Below are 17,772 nucleotides of genomic sequence, written 5' to 3'. Positions count from 1 at the left end.
ATGTCTCTTTCTACTATTCGCCCATCCTCATCCTCTGCCATGCGTGCCTTGCGTCTGAGTGCTCTGGCTTTGAGTCTGACCGCTTTGGCTGGTTGCTCCATGTTCTCCAGCAAGGACCCACGTTTCGAGCCCACTCCCTTGACGGAATACACGCCCGGTGTGGCCGCCAAAATTAGCTGGAGCACCTCTATTGGCAGCGGGGCAGATTCGGGCTTTGCACCGCAAGTGACTGGCTCTTCGGTCTACGCTGCATCGGTCTCGGGTCAGGTCAGCAAGGTGGATCTGGATACGGGTCGTGTGCAGTGGTCGACCAATGCCGGCAAGAAGTTGACGGCTGGTGCAGGTTCGGATGGCGTAGTGACGGCCGTGGCTTCAGTGGATGGCAACGTGATTGCGTTTGACGACTCGGGCAAGGAATTGTGGCGCAGCCGTAGCAGCAGTGCCGTGAATGTGCCTCCTGCCGTTGGTGCTGGTGTGGTTGTCGTGCGCACTAGTGACTACCGCTTGCAAGCCTTTGATGCCAGTACGGGTGATTTGCGTTGGAGCTTACAGCGTCCTGGTCCGGCCTTGTCCTTGAAAACCAGCATGCAGATGCGCATTATCGACGGTTTGTTGCTGGCAGGTATGCCCAATGGTCGCCTGATGGCGATTGACGCCGCTCAGGGAAATCTGGTGTGGGAAGGTAGTATCTCTGTTTCTCGCGGTGCAACCGACCTGGAGCGCATTAATGACGTTGTGGGTGCTCCCCAGGTCGTCGATCCTTTGTTGTGTGGCGCCACCTATCAGGGGCGCGTAGCCTGCTTTGACGTTTCCCAAGGTGGGCGCTTGGTGTGGGATAGGGAATTTTCGGCCGGTACCGGTATCGCAGCGGACAACCATATGTTGTATGCCGCCAATAGCCGCAGCCAGATTGAAGCGTTTGCCATGACTGACGGGCAAACGATCTGGACGCAGAATGCGTTGCGTAACCGTAGTCTGGCTCCTTTGGCCGTCATGCCCCAGGCGCTTGCCGCCGGTGACATGGAAGGCTATGTTCACTTTCTATCGCGACTGGACGGCACCTTGTTGGGCCGGGTCAGTGTCGGCGGTGGTGCCATTGTGTCGCCTTTGGTCGGAACCCCACGCGGGGTTCTGGTCCAGACCGGCAATGGTAATTTGGTCTTGGTTGGAATCAATTGAAAAGCGTTTCTTTTAAGCCCGTAGTGGCTTTGGTCGGTCGGGCCAACGTTGGCAAGTCCACTTTGTTCAACCGCTTGACGCGCTCGCGCGCGGCTCTGGTGGCGAACTTCCCGGGCCTGACCCGCGACCGTCATTACGGCGAAGGCCGGGTGGGTGAACGTCCCTACATTGTGGTCGATACGGGCGGTTTTGAACCTGTCGCTAAAACCGGCATGTTGCTGGAGATGGCTCGCCAGACTCAGCAAGCAATTGCCGAGGCCGATGTCGTTGTCTTTTTGGTCGATGCCCGTGAAGGTGTCAATGCCCTGGATCTGGAAATTGCGCAGTTGCTGCGCAAGCTGGGTCAAAAAGTGCTGTTGGCCGTGAATAAAGCCGAAGGCATGCGTTATGAGGCCGGTGGGGCAGAGTTTCACGAACTGGGTCTGGGCCAGCCTTACCTGATTTCCGCTTCGCACGGCGATGGCGTGGAAGAGCTGATCAATCTGGCTCTGGAGCAGGTGCCCAGCCCCGATTCTGATAGCGAGGGCCAGGACGATGAGGAGTTTCAGCATCGTATCAAGTTGGCGATTGTGGGCCGCCCCAATGTGGGCAAGTCCACCCTGATCAACACCTTGGTAGGTGAGGATCGCGTGATTGCGTTCGACCAGCCCGGTACCACGCGTGATGCCATTGAAATCGAGTTCGAGCGCAACGGGGTGGAATACACCCTGATCGACACGGCCGGTTTGCGCAAACGCGGCAAGGTATTCGAGGCGGTGGAAAAGTTCTCTGTTATCAAGACCTTGCAGGCGATTGAGGCATGTAATGTGGTCTTGCTGATGATTGATGCCCACACGGAAATTTCCGACCAGGACGCCAGCATTGCCGGCTTCGTGGTAGAGACCGGCCGTGCGCTGGTTGTCGGCATCAATAAGTGGGATGGGCTGGACGAGTACCAGCGCGAGTGGATCAAGCGTGAGTTCGATCGCAAACTGCGTTTTTTGAGCTTTGCCAAGATGCATACTTTGTCGGCTCTGAAAGGGCAGGGCATCAATCCCTTGCTCAAGTCGGTCAATGCCGCACACGCCGCCGCGTTCGCCAAGCTGTCGACTCCCAAACTTACGCGTGTCATGCAAGAAGCGGTGGAACAGCAACAGCCGCCACGCAAAGGTATTTTCCGTCCCAAGTTGCGGTATGCTCACCAAGGTGGCATGAACCCGCCGATTGTGGTGATTCACGGCAACGCCCTGGATGCCATTTCGGACAGTTATCGCCGTTATCTGGAGACGCGTTTTCGCGAGGCCTTCAAGTTGGAAGGCACGCCTTTGCGCATCGAGTTCAAATCGTCTAAAAACCCTTATCTGAAGGACGCGTAATGAGCCGTTTGTGGAGTGATCATGTAGCAGGGCTTTCTCCCTATGTACCAGGTGAGCAGGTCAAGCTGGATAACCTCTTGAAGCTGAACACAAACGAGCATCCTTTCGGTCCGTCGCCTAAGGCATTGGAAGCGATCCGCCAGGCGGCGACCGACGATTTGCGTCTTTACCCCTCTTACAGCGCGCAGGAGCTGCGTGACGCCGTGGCGCACAACCATGGCGTCAAAGCCAATAATGTCTTTTTGGGCAATGGCTCGGACGAAGTGCTGGCCCATGTGTTCAGCGCCCTGTTCCTGCGTGGTGTGCGTCCGGTCCTGCTGCCCGATATCACGTACAGCTTCTACACCACTTACTGTTCGTACTTTGGTGTGCCCGCTGATATCGTGCCCCTGCGTGAGGACTTCACGCTGAACGTGCAGGACTATGTGCGCAAGCGCAGCCTGCCGCCCGCCGGCATTATCTTTGCCAACCCCAATGCACCTACCGGTATTCCGCTGTCTCTGGAAGATATCGAAACCATTCTGGCTGCCAACCCGGATACCACGGTTGTTGTGGATGAGGCTTACGTGGATTTCGGCGGTACCTCCTCGGTCAGCCTGCTGGAAAAGTATGACAATCTGGTTGTGATCCAGACTATGTCCAAGTCGCGTGCCTTGGCAGGCCTGCGTGTTGGTTATGCCCTGGCCAGTGCCGACATCATCCAGGCTCTGGAGCGGGTGAAAGACAGTTTCAACTCCTACCCTATGGACACGATTGCCCAGGTGGGCGCCGTGGCTTCCTTGAAGGATACGGAGTATTTTGACCGTCAATGCCAGGCGGTGATTGATGCTCGCGAACAGTTGCGTGCCGATCTGGAGCAGTTGGGTTTTGAGGTTTTACCCTCGAAAGCGAACTTTTTGCTGGCAACGCACCCTAAGCATTCGGCAGCGGGTATTCAGCAAGCCCTGCGCGAGCAGGGGATTTTGGTTCGTCACTTCCGTCAGCCACGCATTGAGCAATATTTACGTATTACGGTAGGATCGCCCGAGCAATGTGCCCGACTGTGTAACAGTTTGCGGCAGATTTTAGGGCAAGGCGCCTGATATACACTTATTAGATAAAAATCTCCAGTTTGGAACGTGCGAATTCAGGGAAAACCCGGTAAAGTAGTGGGATTCGCTTCCATTTCTGGAAAAACAACATAACCGGAGCCTCACCAATGAGCAATAAAGGGCAAATTCTACAAGACCCGTTTTTGAACGCGCTGCGCAAGGAGCATATCCCTGTGTCGATCTACCTGGTCAACGGCATCAAGCTGCAAGGTCAGATCGAGTCCTTCGATCAGTATGTCGTACTGCTGCGCAATACCGTCACTCAAATGGTGTATAAGCACGCGATCTCTACCGTCGTTCCTGCACGCCCTGTTACTTTGGCTGCGGATGAGCAGGCTGAATAAATCCTCACCCAGTTCTTTGTACTCTGAAAGACCCGTCTCGCGGAGCCCGCGGGCGGGTCTTTATTTCTGGAGCAAGCGTTGAAGGCACTGGTCATTAGTGTGGATATGGGCGAGCTGGACTATAAAGCCCATGCGGAAGAATTCGTCATGCTGGCCGAAGGTGCTGGCGCCCAGATTGTGGAACAGTTGGTCGTGCGTCGTTCCCGCCCAGATTCTGCTTACTACATTGGTACAGGCAAGCTGGAAGAGGCCGTCGCGCTGGCCAAGGCGACAGAGGTCGAAGTGGTGCTCTTTGACCATGCCTTGAGCCCGGCACAGCAGCGTAACCTGGAGCGTAAGCTGGAATTGCGCGTTGTCGACCGGGTTGCTCTGATTCTGGATATTTTTGCCCTGCGGGCGCAAAGCCATGAAGGTAAGTTGCAGGTCGAACTGGCGCAGTTGCAGCACCTGACTTCCCGATTGACCCGGATGTGGACTCACCTGGAACGCCAAAAGGGCGGGATCGGGATGCGTGGTCCAGGTGAATCACAGTTGGAAATGGACCGCCGCATGATTGGCGACAAAGTCCGTACCTTGCGAGAACGTCTGGCCAAGGTGCAGCGTCAACGCAGTACCCAGCGCCGTGCCCGCACTCGCAGCGGGACGTTGTCGGTGTCACTGGTGGGCTATACCAACACGGGTAAATCCACCTTGTTCAATGCCTTGACTCGGGCGGATGCCTACGCGGCCGACCAGTTATTTGCTACCTTGGACACCACGACGCGCCGTATCTGGATTGAAGGGGCTGGGCAGGTCGTGATTTCGGATACGGTGGGCTTCATTCGGGAATTGCCGCCGACCTTGATCGCGGCTTTCCGGGCCACTTTGGAAGAGACCGTCCATGCGGATTTATTGCTGCATGTGGTCGATGCCGCCAACCCTCAACGCGATGAGCAAATCGCTGAAGTTCATAAGGTTCTGGAGGACATCGGGGCCCATGAGATACCTCGTATTCTGGTCTACAACAAAATTGACCAGGCTGGCTATGAGCCACGGGTAGAGCGGGACGAACATGGTACTATTGCCCGAGTCTTTGTTAGCGCTTTAGAGCGCATCGGATTGGACGGGTTGCGTGCAGCAATCGTCGAATCAGGTCATTTCGCGGAAAACAATGCGTCTGAACAATAAAATATTCAATCTCAATGATCCCGGTTGGGGACGAGACAGTGGCAAAAACGGTTCCGAGCCACCTCGCCGCCCCGAGAAACAAGATGGCCCGCCTGACCTCGACGAGGTGTGGCGTGACTTCAATAGTCGCTTGGGATCTCTATTTGGCAAAAAGGGACGTCGTTCCCCTCCGGGTGGCATGCCTCCGGGGAGTGGTAATGGCCCCTCCATGCCTAAAGGCTCCCCCAAGCTGCTGATTATCGGCGGCGTGGTGGCGGTAGGTCTTTGGATGGCCAGTGGCTTTACCATCGTGCAAGAAGGTCAGGTTGCCGTGGTGACTCGTTTTGGCGAGTACACCAAAACCTTGAATCCCGGTCTGCAATGGCGCTGGCCTGCTCCGATCGAAGATTACCAAACTGTCAATATTTCCCAGTTGCGTACCTTCGAGGTGGGTTACCGCGGAAGTGCGCGCAACAAAGTCCTGCCTGAGTCCCTGATGCTGACGACCGACGAGAATATCGTTGATATGCAGTACGTGGTTCAGTATCGCCTGTTGCCTACCGGTGCACCGGACTATTTGTTCAACACCAATAATCCGGACGAATCGGTACGTCAGGCGGCAGAAACCGCCATGCGTGAAGTCGTGGGCAAACAGCCTATGGATACCGTTCTGTATTCCGGCCGTACGCAGATTGCGTCGGACGTGCAGCAACTGGCTCAGTCCATTCTGGACCGTTACCGTACCGGTATTCAGATCAGCACCGTGGCTATCCAGAACGTGCAGCCGCCCGAGCAGGTTCAAGCGGCCTTTGATGATGCCGTCAAGGCCGGTCAGGACCGCGAGCGTCAGATCAATGAGGGTCAGGCATACGCCAACAAGGTATTGCCCGAAGCTGCTGGTCAAGTGGCTCGCATGATGCAGGAGTCCGAGGGTTACAAGGCTCGTGTGATTGGTGATGCCAAGGGTGACACCGCACGTTTTGGCAGCGTTGAGGCCGAGTACGTGAAGGCTCCGGGTGTAACGCGGGATCGTCTGTACCTGTCCACGATTCAGGAAATCCTGGAAAGCACCAGCAAGGTACTGGTTGATACCCGTAGCGATAACAACATGCTCTATTTGCCTTTGGACAAGATCGTGCGTCAGGTAGGTAGCCGTACCGATATGGAGCCGTCAGCCCCGGTCGTTTCTGCGTCGGTGCAAGGGCAGGTAAGCCGTTCGCCCGCACCAGCTTCGGTACCCAAAGCGCCGGCACCTGCTAACTCAGCCGGCCTGGATACTTCGCTGGGTTCGCTGGTCAGCCCTTATTCCCCATACGCACGCTAGGAGAGCTTGATGCAACGTTTATTTCCTGCTCTGGTGGCCCTGGCGGTAATTGTCGGTCTGCTGCTGTCTTCCGTATTTATCGTGCGTGAGCGCGATGCGGCGCTGGTTTTTGCCCTGGGTGAAGTGCGCGATACCATTACAACGCCCGGTTTGCACTTCAAATTGCCGCCGCCATTTGAAAACGTGGTGTTCCTTGACAAGCGTCTGCAGACAATTGAAACCAAGGACCCCGAGCGTATTCAGACCGCTGAAAAGAAGAACCTGTTGATCGACTCTTACGTCAAATGGCGTATTTCCGATCCACGCCTGTTTTACGTGACTTTTGGCGCAACGGATCGTGGTGCGGTCGAGCGTTTGCAGGCTCAGATTCGTGACGCTTTGAACGCTTCGGTGAACGTCCGTACCGTGAAAGAAGTGGTGTCTACCGAACGTGATGCCATTATGCGCGAGGTGCTGACTGCCGTTGAAGCTCGTGCTCGTCCTTTGGGTGTGGAAGTGGTTGATGTGCGTTTGCGCCGCATTGACTTCGCTCCCGAGATTTCGGAATCGGTGTACCGCCGTATGGAAGCCGAGCGTACACAAGAAGCAAACCGCTTGCGTGCAACCGGTGCCGCTGAAAGCGAGCGTATCCGTGCCGAAGCCGAACGTCAGCGTGAAGAGTTGCTGGCTGATGCCTACGCACAAGCTCAGGCCATTCGTGGTCAGGGTGATGGTGAAGCCGCTGCTATTTACTCCGATAGTTATGGCAAGAACCCCGAGTTCTACCGTTTCTACCGCAGCCTGGAAGCCTATCGTAGTGCTTTCAGCAAGCAGACCGATACGTTGGTCATCAGTCCTGACTCTGATTTCTTCAAGTATTGGGGCGAGCAAGGATCATCCGCAGCACCTGCGAACTGATCCCCGCTAGAGAACTTAGGGCCGTTGGGTGTTCCACCCGCGGCCCTGATCGTTTATACTAGCGTGTAAGTTACTAACACCACTTCGCATGCGACTTAGGCGGCTTACAAGCCCTAAGTCGCTTTTTGTTTGGCTGGAACTTTCGTTTATAAGTAGTCCGAGGCACGAGTATGTCCAATTGGTTGTTGCCAGAGAGCCTGGCTGATATCTTGCCTGCAGAGGCGCGTCGCATCGAAGAGCTGCGCCGCGATTTGCTAGACTTGTATCGTACTTACGGGTTCGAACTGGTCGCTCCGCCGCTGGTGGAGTATCTGGAATCCCTGCAGGCGGTTTCTGGCACAGATTTGAATCTGCGGACCAGCAAAGTCGTCGATCAAATCTCGGGTCGTACGATGGGCGTACGCGCCGACATGACCCCCCAGGTAGCTCGTATTGATGCTCACTTGCTTAACCGCGAAGGCGTGACTCGGCTTTGCTACTGTGGTTCGGTCTTGCATGCTCGTCCGGCTGGTTTGCTGTCGGACCGTGAGCTATTGCAGATCGGCGCGGAAATCTTCGGCCATGCCGGTATTGAATCCGATCTGGAAGTGGTGCAGTTGGCGCTGGAAAGCGTGGGCCGGGCAGGGGTGCATCACCCTCGTTTGGACTTGAACTATCCGGATCTGGGGCGCTTCCTGATCGAGCGCGATCCTATTTTGAAAACCCGCGTGGCAGAAGTGTGTGAGCTTCTGAACGCCAAGGATGTGTCGGGCCTGCGCGCCCTGGGGCGTGAATCGGGCTGTTTGCCTGAAACCACCCGTTATCTGCTGGCTTTGACCTCGCTGTACGGCGATGGCAGCGTGTTGGAGCGTGCCCGCAGTGTTCTGCCGGACGAGCCCGAAGTGCGCGAAGCCCTGGGCAGCCTGCGCAGCTTTATTGATGCCTTGCCCGGCCACGAGATTACGGTGGACCTGGCCGATATCGGCAGCGGTTATGCCTACCATTCGGGCCTGATCTTTTCGGTCTACGCCGAAGGCTGGCACGATGCCCTGGTCAAGGGCGGACGTTTTGATGGCATTGGCCGCATGTATGGCCGTGCCCGTCCTGCAACCGGCTTCAGCCTGGATTTGCGCAAGCTCTCGGCTGGCCTGGCGCCGGCTCAGGCGGCCCGCGCGGTACGTGCCCCCTGGGGCAATGATGCGGCCCTGAGTGCAGCGGTCAAGCAGTTGCGTCAGAACGGTGAAATTGTGATTCAGATGCTGCCCGGTCAGGAGCTGAATCTGGATGAATTCGTGATCGACCGCGAGCTGGTCTTGTCGGACGGTCAGTGGCAAGTTAGGGCGCTGTAAACCAGACGGTTTATGGCGCTGGTGATTGTTATCGGTCCGGCACCGCGCCGGCCTCCTTTATTCTGATACTAGACATGAGCAAAAACCTTGTGGTGATTGGCACCCAGTGGGGTGACGAAGGCAAAGGCAAGATCGTCGACTGGCTGGCCGAGTCCGCGCATGGCGTGGTTCGTTTCCAGGGTGGGCATAACGCTGGCCATACATTGTGGATTAATGGCAAGAAGACAATTCTGCGCCTGATTCCTTCGGGCATCATGCACGAGCACGTCACTTGCTACATTGGCAATGGCGTGGTGCTCTCGCCCGAAGCCTTGCTGACCGAAATTGCCGAGCTGGAAGCGGCCGGTCTGGACGTGCGTTCGCGCCTGCAGATCTCGCCTGCCTGCCCATTGATTCTGCCCTACCACATCGCTGTGGACCAGGCTCGTGAAAAGCGTAAAGGCGATGGCAAGATCGGTACTACTGGTCGCGGTATTGGCCCTGCCTACGAAGATAAGGTGGCACGCCGTGCCCTGCGTGTTCAGGACTTGTACGACCCCGAAATCTTCGACGAGAAACTGTCGGAAGCGCTGGATTACCACAACTTCGTGTTGACCCAGTACCTGGGCGCCGAAGCCGTTTGCGCCGAGCAAGTGCGTGATCTGGCCATGAAGCACGCTGAACAACTGGCTCCTATGGTCGCTGACGTGTCCAATAACCTGTACCAGGCCAAAAAAGCAGGGCAAAAGCTTCTGTTTGAAGGTGCCCAAGGTGCGCTGTTGGATATTGACCACGGTACCTACCCCTTCGTTACCAGCAGCAACTGTCTGTCCGGTGCCGCTTCTGCGGGTTCGGGTGTCGGTCCCCAGGAACTGAGCTACGTGCTGGGCATTGCCAAGTCCTACACGACACGTGTGGGTTCGGGGCCATTCCCAACCGAATTGCTGGATGACACCGGCATGCGTCTGGCTACCGTGGGTAAGGAGTTCGGTTCCGTAACCGGTCGCCCACGTCGTTGCGGTTGGTTTGATGCTGCCGCCATGAAGCGCTCGGTCATGATCAACGGTATTTCCGGACTGTGCATCACCAAGCTGGACGTGCTGGACGGCGTTGAGCAAATCAAGATTGGTGTGGGTTACCGCTACAAGGGCGAGTTCCTGGACGTTTTGCCTTACGGTGCACACGCGGTTGCTGAAGCCGAACCTGTTCTGGAAGAAATGCCCGGCTGGACCGAGTCCACAGTGGGCGTGACCGACTACGACAAGCTGCCTATCAACGCTCGTCGTTATCTGGAACGTATTGCTGAACTGTGCGATGTGCCTATCGACATGGTTTCCACAGGGCCAGATCGCAACGAAACCATCGTATTGCGCGATCCGTTTACCAAATAAGCGATTTATCGCGGTATAATGCCTTGCACCGTTGTACGGTGCGTACAGAGCGGCCTGAAGGGCCGCTTTGTCGTTCTGGACGCTGCGTTGGCCTACCAGACTCTTGTTTTGCAGGTACCAAAGCGCAGCTAGTGCATTTATATCTGGAATACATATGAGTCTGCCCCCAAATAGCGATACTGATGAATGGGTTTCCTGGGAACAATACAATCGCCTGATTGAGCAATTGGCCCTGAGCATTCACGAATCAGGCTGGAAATTCGACAAAATTGTTTGCCTGGCTCGAGGCGGCATGAGAGTGGGAGACGTTATTTCGCGCATCTATGATGTGCCCTTGGGTATTTTGGCCACCAGCAGTTATCGTGAGGCCGCCGGTACCGAACAGGGCGATCTGGATATTGCGCAATACATCACCATTACCCGTGGCACCTTGGATGGCAATGTGCTGCTGGTCGATGATATGGTCGATACCGGCAAGACTTTTATGCGTGTACGCGATCACTTGCGTGCACAGTTTCCTGCGATCACCGAGCTGAAAACCGCTGTTTTGTGGTGGAAAGGCCACGCACAAGTCGACCCAGACTACTACGTGTCCAAGTTGCCCACAAATCCCTGGATTCATCAGCCTTTTGAGGACTACGATAGCATTCGCCCTCATCAGCTGGACGCCTGGATCCGTAAGGGTACAGGTCAGGCTTGATCGTTGGTATTCAGATACTTGGTGGATAGCCTAATTGCGCCTTGCTTGGTGTATGCCTGCAATCGTGCTACCATGTTGGGCTATCTGTTACGCTAACTCTTTTTACAAAGGTCAGGGATTACATGTCCATTGTTCGCCTGAAAGAAAACGAACCTTTTGAAGTTGCTTTGCGCCGCTTCAAACGCACTATTGAAAAAACCGGTCTGTTGACCGAGCTGCGCTCGCGCGAATTCTACGAAAAGCCAACGGCTGAGCGCAAGCGTAAACACGCAGCCGCCGTGAAGCGCCACTACAAACGCATCCGCAGCCAGCAACTGCCCCCACGCTTGTATTGATCCCTGAATCTTTTGTTCAGGAACTGCTCGCCCGTGTCGATGTCGTAGATGTCGTCGGGCGATATGTGCAGTTGCGTAAAGGCGGGGCCAACTTGCTTGGCCTGTGCCCTTTTCACAACGAAAAATCCCCTTCATTTACAGTCAGTCCGACCAAGCAGTTTTACCATTGCTTCGGTTGCGGCGCTCACGGATCGGCTATCTCGTTCCTGATGGAACACACCGGGGCTTCATTCCCCGAGGCGGTACGCAGCTTGGCTGGGTCCGTCGGAATGACTGTGCCCGAAGCAGATCGCACCCCACGCCAACGTGCTGCCGATGCGCGTCGTAAAGACGAACTGTCGCGCCAGCATCATATTCTTGAGACGGCACAGGGGCATTACCTACGTCAGCTAAAACAATCTCCCATTGCGATCGACTATTTAAAACGTCGTGGCCTGGATGGGGAGACGGCTGCCCGTTTCGGCCTAGGCTGGACAGGTACCGAGCGACGCGGGCTATCGGCTGTTTTTCCGCAATACGAAGACAAGCAACTGGTTGAGTCCGGCTTGGTGATCGAGTCCGAGGATGGTCGTCGCTACGATCGTTTTCGTTCGCGTGTCATGTTCCCGATCCGCAGTACCAAAGGCCATATCATTGGCTTTGGTGGCCGTCTGATCGAAAAAGGCGAACCCAAGTACCTGAACTCACCAGAAACGACGCTGTTTTCCAAAGGGCATGAGCTTTACGGCTTGTGGGAAGGGCGTCAGGGCATACGCCAAGAAGGCTTTGTCCTGATTGTTGAAGGTTATATGGACGTGGTGGCGCTGTCGCAACATGGCTTGCATAACGCTGTGGCGACATTGGGCACCGCGACCACCGAACACCACATCACCAAATTAATGCGCGCCAGCGACAGGCTGGTGTTTTGCTTTGATGGTGACAGGGCTGGGCGCAAAGCTGCTTGGCGTGCCTTGAATACCTGCTTACCCTTGGTTCGTGATGATGTCTCCATCCGCTTCATGTTTTTGGCGGATAACCACGACCCGGATTCGTTTGTTCGTGAGTACGGCGCGCAAGCGTTTCGCGAGCAAGCCCAGCAAGCAGCGGCGTTATCACGCTTTTTCCTGGATGAACTGGCTGCCCATCATCGTATGGACGAGGCAGAAGGTCGCGCGGCCTGTGTACACGAAGCGTTGCCTTTGTTGCTGGAGCTGGCCGACAGCACTTTGAAGGTGCAGATTCAACATGAATTTGCCCGCATGGTGCTGCTCACCCCGGAAGAGCTGGCGCAGCGTTTGAGCACGGTAGAGCCGTTGCGTCGAGCTGTTGTCGATACGCCACCGGCACAGGACGGCCTGGTCGCCAGGCCTGCTGTACCGATACAAGCTGCGCCCGCAACGGATGAGATGGCCCCGTTTGAGGACGGCTTTGATGGTTCCTTTGCCGACAGTTTGCCGATGGATGGCTGGCAAGATGAGCCCGATTGGCAGCCGCAGGAACAATACCAGGAGCGGCCGGTTTCAGGGCGAGGCAAGGGGGGCAAGAATAATCGTCAACGGCAAGAGCGTGCTGTCCTCGGTGGCAGCCGTACCGTGACCCCGATGGCCAAGCGATTGCTGCGCTTGCTTATTGGGCATCCCACTTTGGTGGGAGGGCTAGGCGATCAACAGCTTGAAATTTTGGCACAAAGCCCCCACTTACGGTTGGTGCAAGAGCTGATCGCCTTAAGTAATATCAGTTCGGCGCGTCACGCCGGTGCTTTGCTGGAGGCCGTGGACCCCGAGTCTGACTTGGCCCCTGTGCTTGAGGCGCTGGCCACAGAGCTTTTGGGCGAGGAGGAATTGCCCGATCCCCAAGGCGAATGGCGTGATGCGCTGCATCGCATCGAACTGGATGCGATCAAGGCAGAGCAGTCGGCATTGATCACTACGGGCTTGAAAGAGCCCGAGCAGCGTCAGCGTTATCAAGAATTGACACGCCGTATTGCTTTGTTGAATGCTGCTTATACTCGGCAAGTGAAGTAAAATAATGGGTTATGTGTGGTGTTTGTGGCCGGCCAGGGGGTTAAAACTGGTACGCAAGCAAATGCGGCGGGTTAGCGGATTGTGAACCACCTTATGCCTTGAGCCCATGAGCCAGGGATTAAATGACTTAGGGTTCGCTCGCGCAACACGCCCAGGCGCAAGCCGGTTGTGAACACGCTCATCATCAGGCTCTTTTGCCTGTACGACTCGGTGGCTACACATTTAGTGCCACAGGGGTAAATGGCGTCTATGGAAGAAAATATGACTCAAACGACTGGTAAAACCTCGACGACGGTCTCTCGGTCTGCTAAGAAAACCTTGGCCGCGACAGCAAAATCAGGGGCATCAAGCTCGGTAGAGCTCGATGAGCTTCACGAAAGTGGAGAGCCAGGCGCAGCGCCTGCCAAAAAGGCAGCTAAAAAGGCGGCTGCTAAAAAAACGGTAGCTAAAAAAGCGGCTGCCAAGAAAACAGCGGCTAAAGCCGCTACCGGCGGTCGCCGTGGACGTCCTGCAAAAAATGCCAATAACGACGGTATCGATTTTGTCGATGACGACGAAATGGGCGAAGAAGAGGTCATTCCTGATCTCAAGCCGGTGGCCAAGCGTGGTGCCAAGCGCGCCAAAGCCGAAAAAGACGTTTTTGGGGTACGTGGCCAACTGAGCCCTGAAGAACAGGAAGCCCGTCGCAACCGCCTCAAAGCCCTGATCAAGCTGGGTAAGGATCGCGGTTACCTGACCTACAGTGAAATCAATGACCACCTGCCCGATGATCTGGTGGATGTCGAAGCCATTGATGGCATTATCGGCACCTTCAGTGACATGGGTATTTCGGTTTACGACCAGGCTCCCGACGCTGATACCTTGCTCATGAGCGATAACGCGCCCATGGCATCCAGCGACGACGATGTTGAGGACGAAGCTGAGGCTGCGTTGACCACGGTGGATTCCGACTTCGGTCGCACGACTGACCCTGTGCGTATGTATATGCGCGAAATGGGCTCGGTGGAACTGCTGACTCGCGAAGGTGAAATTGAAATCGCCAAGCGTATCGAAGATGGTCTGAAGCACATGGTGATGGCGATTGCCGCCTGCCCAACCACGGTTAACGAAATTCTGGCCTATGTTCAGCGTGTGCGTGAAGGCGTCATGCAGATCGACGAAGTGGTTGACGGCCTAGTGGACGATGATGGCGAGGAATACGCCGGTTCCGGCGTGAGCGCTGACGATGAGGACGAAGGTCCAGCCGGCGGCATGAGCAGCAAGCAGATTGAATACCTGCGCAATAAGTCGCTCAAGAAATTCGACATCATTGGCGAATGGTTTGACAAGATGCGCGTGTCTTTCGAGACCGATGGCTACAAGAGCCCCGGTTACGTGCAGGCACAGGAAACCATCCTGAACGAATTCATGGGCATTCGCTTTACCGCCAAGATGGTGGAAAAGCTGGCCGACACCATGCGTGAGCAGGTTGCGATTGTGCGTCAGCACGAACGCGAAATCCTGAACATCTGTGTGGATCGTGCTGATATGCCACGTGCGCATTTCATCAAGGCTTTCCCAGGCAACGAAACCAATCTGGATTGGGTGGTGCAAGAGGTTGCTGGCAACCACGCTTACAGCGCCATTCTGGAACGCCATATCCCTGCCATTCAGGAAGTTCAGCAAAAGCTGATCGACCTGCAAACCAGCGTTGTTCTGCCTTTGAAGGATCTCAAAGAAGTCAACAAACGCATGACCACCGGTGAAGCCAAGGCTCGTAAAGCCAAGCGCGAAATGACCGAGGCCAACTTGCGTCTGGTGATCTCGATTGCCAAGAAGTACACCAACCGTGGTTTGCAGTTCCTGGATCTGATTCAGGAAGGCAATATCGGTTTGATGAAGGCGGTGGACAAGTTTGAATACCGTCGTGGCTACAAATTCTCCACCTATGCAACGTGGTGGATTCGTCAGGCCATTACGCGTTCGATTGCTGACCAGGCCCGCACGATTCGTATTCCGGTTCACATGATCGAAACGATCAACAAGATGAATCGTATCAATCGTCAGATCTTGCAGGAAACCGGCGTTGAACCCGATCCCGCAACCCTGGCCCAGAAGATGGACATGCCCGAGGACAAGGTTCGCAAGATCCTGAAAATCGCTAAAGAGCCCATCTCCATGGAAACGCCTATCGGTGACGATGACGATTCCCACTTGGGCGATTTCATCGAGGACAACAACACTGTTTCGCCATCGGATTCGGCTTTGCACGGTTCCATGCGCGACGTGGTGAAAGATGTCCTGGATTCCCTGACGCCACGCGAAGCTAAAGTGCTGCGCATGCGTTTTGGTATCGAGATGAGCACCGACCAGACTCTGGAAGAGGTGGGCAAGCAGTTTGATGTCACGCGTGAGCGTATTCGTCAAATAGAGGCCAAGGCTTTGCGCAAGTTGCGTCATCCTAGCCGTGCTGATAAGTTGAAGAGCTTTCTGGAAAGCCAGTAAGTCTTTAGCTTGTTTGCTTAGGCAAAATAAAAAACCCGGCCTTTTCAGGCCGGGTTTTTTTGTGCTCAGAGACCTGCCTTTTGAAATGTCTTTTCAAGGAGTGGACGCTGCTGTCGATACAAGCTGACTTGTTCTTTGGGTTTGCCTGTTGCAATGGGTTTTTGTTGCTCTTGGCGACGCTGTTAGCGCAAATAAGATCGCGGTTTCAGGGCATCAAGATATCAGGACGGATCCAGATCCAGCTTGAATACGCAGCCTTTGCCGTTCGGTCCACCTTGTACGCTCAAGCTCCAGCCTTGAGCCAGCGCCAGTTGGCGGGCCAGTGCCAGTCCGATGCCTCTGTGGCCCTCTGTACGCAGTCCTGTGGGCAGTTGCTTGCCTTGGCTGAAATGGCGCTCAAAAATCAGAATTTGATCTTGCGTGGCGATGCCGGGGCCGTCATCTTGCAAAGCCAGGACGGAGGGCGCAATCCAGCTCAGTTGTAGTTTGCAGGGTGCGGCATGGTCGATGGCGTTGCGCATCAGGATGCGCAGCAGCATGGACAGGGCATAGGGGTCCAGGGTGTAGAGCAAGGTGTCGGGCACCAAGTTGCTCCAGCGTACTTGGTGGCTATTCGCATCCAGCAGGGCGACGGCCTGCCAGGTTTGTTGAGCCAGTTCGTGAACGTCCACCTCGCGCACATGGCGCTCTGCGGTATAGGCCAGGCTTTCGGCGGCATCCAGACTGGCGGTGACCGCATCGGCTTGCGCCATCATGCGCTGTAGACGCTGTTGTTGTGGGCCTTCGGGCAGTTGCAGCAACAAAAGCTCGCAATCGCTGCGTATGGCGGTGAGCCCTGTACGGAGTTCATGGCCCAGATTAGCGGCGAACTCGCGTTCATGAGTCAGCAGTTCTTCAACCTGCTCCTGCATGCGATTAAAGGCCCGGATCAGACGTCCAGCCTCATCGTCCTGGTGCTCGGGCAGGCCGGAGCGCCCAGGTGCCCAGTTTTCCAGGTGACGGGACAGGGTCAGCATGGGAGCCACGGCGTGGCGAGCGACCCGGCGTCCGAGCAAAAACACCAGCAAAATCGTGGCAGAACCGATCAGGAGCAGAATCAGACCAAACTCGCGCACCCGGTCTTCGTGAGGGGTGGCGCGATACACCAGATACAGTTGCCCTTGCTCTTTATCCTGGCGCAGTACGTGCCAGGTATCGCTGCCTATATGGAACTCGTAAATCCCCGGTCTGGGGACGCGGGCAAATTCAGGTAGGTTGTCCAGGGTTTGGCCTGGCAGGAACCAGTAGCTGTCCAGTTCTGCCCCCAAGGCTTCGCTACGGTTGTAGGCGCTATCGGGCAAGAGGCTAGGGTTGCGGGCGTAGGAGATCAGCATGGCATTGACCATCTCGTCTTCCATGCGTGCAAAGGCCACATAGGCCAGCCCACCCATGATGATGACCAACAAGGCGGCAATCAGGGTCAGGGCCCAGGACACGCGCTGGGTGAGGGTGCTCATGAAGCGGCTTCGGCGTGGCGCTTTGGCCATCTCTTAACTCTCCTGTTGCAAGCGCCAGCCCATACCAGGCAAGGTTTCGACGGTACCTGCACCTGCTTCGGAAAGAGCACGGCGCAAGAGATGGATTTGGCTGCGCAAGGCCTCGGGTGAAGGCGCACCCTGAGGCCACAGTGTTTTTTCCAGAGAGCGGCGAGTCAGAATGGCTTGCGGGTCGCGTAACAAGGCTTCCAGCAACTGGCGGGCTTTGAAGCTCAGGTGCAGCTCTTGTCCATCCACACTGACCAGCGCCGTATCCAGGTTGTATTCCAGACTGCCCCAATGTAGCGAACCGTGCTGTACTTGTGGTGGGCCACGACGCATCAGGGCGCGTAGCCGCGCCTCGACTTCGGCCAGAGCAAAGGGTTTGATCAGATAGTCGTCGGCTCCCAGGTCAAAGGCGGTGAGTTTGCTTTCGAGCTGGCTGCGAGCCGTCAGGACTAACGTGGGGATGGGCGTTTGTTTGGATTGGCGCAGGGCCTGGAGGACACCGAAGCCATCCAGACCGGGCAGGCCCAGATCCAGCACCAGCGCATCAAAATCCTGTTCTTGCAGCAGTGTCAGCGCACCATTGCCGTCGTAGGCGGCATCGACCGCAAAGCCTTTCAGCTCCAGATAGGTATAAAGATTTTCGGCAATGGTGGTATCGTTTTCAACAATCAGGACACGCATGACAGCTTGTTC

Annotated in this window: 15 protein-coding genes; 13 read left to right on the top strand and 2 right to left on the bottom strand. The window is 55.9% G+C overall.

From position 1 onward, the window contains the following. From bamB to rpoD, 13 genes are all read left to right on the top strand, one after another. Entirely contained in the window at positions 1 to 1,179 is a 1,179-nt protein-coding gene (gene bamB, locus AC6I6N_RS05450) for an outer membrane protein assembly factor BamB (RefSeq protein WP_395013496.1), read from the top strand. Next, positions 1,176 to 2,534, top strand: a complete 1,359-nt coding sequence (gene der, locus AC6I6N_RS05445; protein ID WP_108727648.1) for a ribosome biogenesis GTPase Der — start codon at positions 1,176 to 1,178, stop codon at positions 2,532 to 2,534. The genes bamB and der overlap by 4 nt, the downstream gene beginning before the upstream one ends. Next, positions 2,534 to 3,616: a histidinol-phosphate transaminase gene (gene hisC / locus AC6I6N_RS05440; RefSeq protein ID WP_108727647.1), complete on the top strand. Its 1,083-nt coding sequence runs from the start codon at positions 2,534 to 2,536 to the stop codon at positions 3,614 to 3,616. Before der ends, hisC begins: the two co-directional genes overlap by 1 nt. A gap of 116 nt (positions 3,617 to 3,732) precedes the next feature. Next, positions 3,733 to 3,969 (top strand): RNA chaperone Hfq, encoded by a 237-nt coding sequence (hfq, locus tag AC6I6N_RS05435; RefSeq protein WP_003799329.1) that lies wholly within the window; start codon positions 3,733 to 3,735, stop codon positions 3,967 to 3,969. A 78-nt stretch (positions 3,970 to 4,047) separates the two neighbouring features. Beyond that, positions 4,048 to 5,136, top strand: coding sequence for a GTPase HflX (hflX, locus tag AC6I6N_RS05430; protein WP_497943291.1), 1,089 nt, complete (start codon positions 4,048 to 4,050; stop codon positions 5,134 to 5,136). Further along, positions 5,120 to 6,439, top strand: coding sequence for an FtsH protease activity modulator HflK (gene hflK, locus AC6I6N_RS05425; RefSeq protein ID WP_094197051.1), 1,320 nt, complete (start codon positions 5,120 to 5,122; stop codon positions 6,437 to 6,439). The genes hflX and hflK overlap by 17 nt, the downstream gene beginning before the upstream one ends. A 9-nt stretch (positions 6,440 to 6,448) precedes the next feature. Next, on the top strand, positions 6,449 to 7,336 hold the full coding sequence (gene hflC / locus AC6I6N_RS05420; protein WP_316988235.1) for a protease modulator HflC: 888 nt from the start codon (positions 6,449 to 6,451) through the stop codon (positions 7,334 to 7,336). A 170-nt stretch (positions 7,337 to 7,506) separates the two neighbouring features. Continuing rightward, a complete protein-coding gene (locus AC6I6N_RS05415) occupies positions 7,507 to 8,664 on the top strand; it encodes an ATP phosphoribosyltransferase regulatory subunit (RefSeq protein WP_249459516.1) in 1,158 nt (385 codons plus the stop codon). A gap of 74 nt (positions 8,665 to 8,738) precedes the next feature. Then, positions 8,739 to 10,034, top strand: coding sequence for an adenylosuccinate synthase (locus AC6I6N_RS05410; protein WP_162988159.1), 1,296 nt, complete (start codon positions 8,739 to 8,741; stop codon positions 10,032 to 10,034). A 154-nt stretch (positions 10,035 to 10,188) separates the two neighbouring features. After that, a complete protein-coding gene (locus AC6I6N_RS05405) occupies positions 10,189 to 10,734 on the top strand; it encodes a phosphoribosyltransferase (RefSeq protein WP_021446480.1) in 546 nt (181 codons plus the stop codon). Positions 10,735 to 10,856: 122 nt separating this feature from the next. Continuing rightward, entirely contained in the window at positions 10,857 to 11,069 is a 213-nt protein-coding gene (gene rpsU / locus AC6I6N_RS05400; protein WP_003799344.1) for a 30S ribosomal protein S21, read from the top strand. Next, the gene (dnaG, locus tag AC6I6N_RS05395; protein WP_108727645.1) at positions 11,066 to 13,072 is read left to right on the top strand and encodes a DNA primase; all 2,007 of its coding nucleotides are present in this window, start codon (positions 11,066 to 11,068) and stop codon (positions 13,070 to 13,072) included. The genes rpsU and dnaG overlap by 4 nt, the downstream gene beginning before the upstream one ends. Before the next feature lie 261 nt (positions 13,073 to 13,333). Then, positions 13,334 to 15,556: an RNA polymerase sigma factor RpoD gene (gene rpoD / locus AC6I6N_RS05390; protein WP_094198377.1), complete on the top strand. Its 2,223-nt coding sequence runs from the start codon at positions 13,334 to 13,336 to the stop codon at positions 15,554 to 15,556. Positions 15,557 to 15,777: 221 nt separating this feature from the next. Here rpoD and AC6I6N_RS05385 read toward each other — a convergent pair whose 3' ends face one another. Both AC6I6N_RS05385 and AC6I6N_RS05380 read right to left on the bottom strand, forming a co-directional pair. Next, complete coding sequence (locus AC6I6N_RS05385) at positions 15,778 to 17,052, bottom strand: sensor histidine kinase (protein WP_497943290.1); 1,275 nt, start codon at positions 17,050 to 17,052, stop codon at positions 15,778 to 15,780. A 33-nt stretch (positions 17,053 to 17,085) separates the two neighbouring features. Beyond that, positions 17,086 to 17,760, bottom strand: a complete 675-nt coding sequence (locus tag AC6I6N_RS05380) for a response regulator transcription factor (protein WP_094197045.1) — start codon at positions 17,758 to 17,760, stop codon at positions 17,086 to 17,088. Positions 17,761 to 17,772: the final 12 nt, after the last annotated feature.

The organism is Alcaligenes sp. LTN-3 (assembly GCF_059735605.1).
The sequence above is the reverse complement of the archived record's forward strand: the minus strand, read 5'-3'. Positions and strand labels throughout refer to the sequence as shown.